This window comes from Variovorax sp. 20P10.2.4 (assembly GCF_058244205.1).
Map to the genome: position 1 here is coordinate 1 of NZ_JBZAYE010000746.1, position 3,248 is coordinate 3,248.

The 3,248-nt window shown below is 66.1% G+C and carries 4 protein-coding genes; all 4 read left to right on the plus strand.

Translation table 11 applies throughout. The features are described from left to right. Positions 1 to 551, plus strand: a 551-nt coding sequence (locus AC27VN_RS36770; RefSeq protein ID WP_490879830.1) for a YbfB/YjiJ family MFS transporter, incomplete at its 5' end; no start/stop codon positions are given. Between the two features lie 234 nt (positions 552 to 785). Continuing rightward, on the plus strand, positions 786 to 1,430 hold the full coding sequence (gene rimP, locus AC27VN_RS36775) for a ribosome maturation factor RimP (RefSeq protein WP_490879831.1): 645 nt from the start codon (positions 786 to 788) through the stop codon (positions 1,428 to 1,430). 16 nt (positions 1,431 to 1,446) lie between these two features. Next, positions 1,447 to 2,931: a transcription termination factor NusA gene (gene nusA / locus AC27VN_RS36780; protein WP_093341763.1), complete on the plus strand. Its 1,485-nt coding sequence runs from the start codon at positions 1,447 to 1,449 to the stop codon at positions 2,929 to 2,931. A gap of 24 nt (positions 2,932 to 2,955) precedes the next feature. Next, on the plus strand, positions 2,956 to 3,248 hold a 293-nt coding region (locus tag AC27VN_RS36785; RefSeq protein ID WP_490879832.1), incomplete at its 3' end, for a translation initiation factor IF-2 associated domain-containing protein.

Here is a 3,248-nt window from a genome sequence, read left to right on the forward strand (position 1 = left end):
ACGGGCTGGCGGGCTTCGGCTACATCATCACCGCCACCTTCCTGCCGGTGATCGCACGCCAGGCGCTGCCGGGCTCGTTCTGGCCCGACTATTTCTGGCCGCTGTTCGGCGCGGCCATCATCCCGGGCGCCCTGATCGGTGCGCGCGCGCCGGTGCACTGGGACAACCGGCTGCTGCTGGCGATCGCCTATGCGCTGCAGGCGGTCGGGGTGGTGCTGTCGGTGGCCTGGCCGAGCGTCGTCGGCTTCGCCCTCGGCAGCCTGCTGCTGGGCATGCCGTTCACCGCGATCACGCTGTTCGCGGTGCGCGACGCGCGCCGGCTGCGTGGCAACGCGGCGGCCGGGCTGATCGGCTATGCCACTGCCTCGTACGGCGTGGGGCAGATCATCGGCCCGCTGTTCGCGGCGCCGCTGGCGCAGCGCACCGGTTCGTTCCAGATTCCGCTGCTGGTGGCGGCGGCCGCGCTGGCGCTGGGCGCGGTGCTTTTCGCGGTCGTCTGGGCGCGTTCCCGGCGCGTCGCCGCCGCCCGCGAAAGGGCCGCCACGCCCTGAGCCGTGCACGGGTGTGGCCCGCTTGCAGAAGTGGCCCTTCATTTATCACAGAAGTGGCATATAATTCGAGGCTCACGACCAAACGGGCGGGTACCAACCGCCCGTTTTTTTTGGTCCATCCGTTCTCGGATCGCTGGGCAAGACCCGGTTTCTCACGGATTTTTTATCGATCGCGCGGTACCTGGCGGGCGGGTCCTGCGCATCGTTGACTGAATAAAAGGCACCTTCGAACACGTGGCATTGCAGCAGACAGTGGAACAAACCGTGGCCGGTCTCGGCTACGACCTGGTCGAGATCGAACGCTCGGCGGGAGGATTGCTGCGCGTGACGATTGATTTGCCGTGGACGGCCCCCACATCGGAGGCTCTCGCCGCCGGCACGCCCGAGCCCTTCGTCACGGTCGAGGACTGCGAGAAGGTCACGCGACAGCTCCAGTTCGCGCTCGAGGTGGATGGCGCCGACTACAAGCGGCTCGAGGTGTCCTCGCCGGGTATCGACCGTCCGCTGCGCCACGAGAAGGATTTCGAGCGCTTCGAGGGCGAGGTGATCGACATCACGCTGAAGGCGCCGATCGGCGGGGCGGCGGCCGGCCAGGTGTCGGCCAATCGCAAGAAGTTTCGCGGCACGCTCGAGCGGGCCGCACAGGCGGAAGGGGCCGACGGCCCTCAGGGCTGGCAGATCGTCTGGAGCGACGAGCCGGAGCCCAAGCCGGGTCAGAAAGTCAGCAGGAAGCGCGCGCCGGCACCGTTGCAGGCGCTGGGCTTCGTGCTGGACGAGCTGCGCGAAGCGCGGCTGGCACCCATCGTGGATTTCAAGGGGCGCAAGCCCAGGGCCCGTCAGGGCTCGCAGGACATTGGCGGAACAAAGGTTCCGGACTGACTAGAGGAGTGGTGGCATGAATCGCGAAATGTTGATGTTGGTGGATGCGATCTCGCGCGAGAAGAACGTCGAGCGTGACGTCGTCTTCGGCGCGGTCGAGTCCGCGCTGGCGCAGGCCACCAAGAAGCTGTACCAGGGCGAGGTGGACATCCGCGTCGCCGTCGACCGCGACAGCGGCGACTACGAGACCTTCCGTCGCTGGCACGTGGTGCCCGACGAAGCCGGCCTGCAGCAGCCCGACCAGGAAATCCTGCTGTTCGAGGCCAAGGAAGAGATGCCCGACATCGAGGTCGACGAGTACATCGAGGAATCGGTGGACTCGGTGCCGATCGGCCGCATCGGCGCCATGGCCGCCAAGCAGGTGATCCTGCAGAAGATCCGCGACGCCGAGCGCGAGATGCTGCTCAACGACTTCATGTCGCGCGGCGACAAGATCTTCGTGGGCACCGTCAAGCGCCTGGACAAGGGCGACATCATCGTCGAGGCCGGCCGCGTCGAAGGCCGCCTGCGCCGCAGCGAGATGATCGCCAAGGAAAACCTGCGCAACGGCGACCGCGTGCGCGCCATGATCATGGAGGTCGACCTGACGCTGCGCGGCGCGCCGATCATCCTGTCGCGCTCGGCCCCCGAGTTCATGATCGAGCTGTTCCGCCAGGAAGTGCCCGAGATCGAACAGGGCCTGCTCGAGATCAAGAGCTGCGCCCGCGACCCCGGTTCGCGCGCCAAGATCGCCGTGCTCTCGCACGACAAGCGCGTCGACCCGATCGGCACCTGCGTCGGCGTGCGCGGCACGCGCGTCAACGCCGTGACCAACGAGCTCGCCGGCGAGCGCGTGGACATCGTGCTATGGAGCGAGGATCCGGCCCAATTCGTGATCGGCGCCCTGGCGCCGGCCAACGTGTCGTCCATCGTGGTGGACGAGGAAAAGCACGCCATGGACGTGGTGGTCGACGAGGAAAACCTCGCGATCGCGATCGGCCGTGGCGGCCAGAACGTGCGTCTGGCTTCCGAGCTCACCGGCTGGAAGATCAACATCATGGACGCCAACGAGTCGGCCCAGAAGCAGGCGAACGAAACCGACGCCGCGCGCCGCCTGTTCATGGAGAAGCTCGACGTCGACGAGGAAATCGCGGACATCCTGATCTCCGAGGGCTTCACCAGCCTCGAGGAAGTGGCCTACGTGCCGATCTCCGAGATGCTCGAGATCGAAGCCTTCGACGAAGACACGGTCAACGAACTGCGCTCGCGTGCCAAGGATGCGCTGCTGACCATGGAAATCGCCAAGGAAGAGGGCGTCGATACCGTCTCGCAGAACCTGCGCGACCTCGAAGGCCTGAACCCCGACCTGATTCCGAAGCTGGCCGAGGCGGGGGTGAACACCCGCGACGACCTGGCCGACCTCGCGGTCGATGAACTCACCGAGATCACCGGCCTGAGCGCCGATGACGCCAAAACCCTCATCTTGAAGGCCCGCGAACACTGGTTCGCTGGCCAAGAGTGATGGTCATGGAGGCACGAAACGAATATGTCCAGTACCACTGTCGCCGAGTTCGCGAATGAACTCAAGAAGACTCCCGAAACCTTGCTCGATCAGCTTCGCAGCGCCGGCGTGCCCAAAGCGGCCGCCAGCGACGCGCTGACCGAGTCGGACAAGCAGCGCCTGCTCGGTTTCCTGAAGGCCAGCCACGGCACTGTCGAGCCCGAGCGCAAGAAGATCACGTTGACCAAGAAGTCGACCAGCGAGATCAAGCAGGCCGACGCCACCGGTCGCGCCCGCACGATCCAGGTCGAGGTGCGCAAGAAGCGCACCTTCATCCA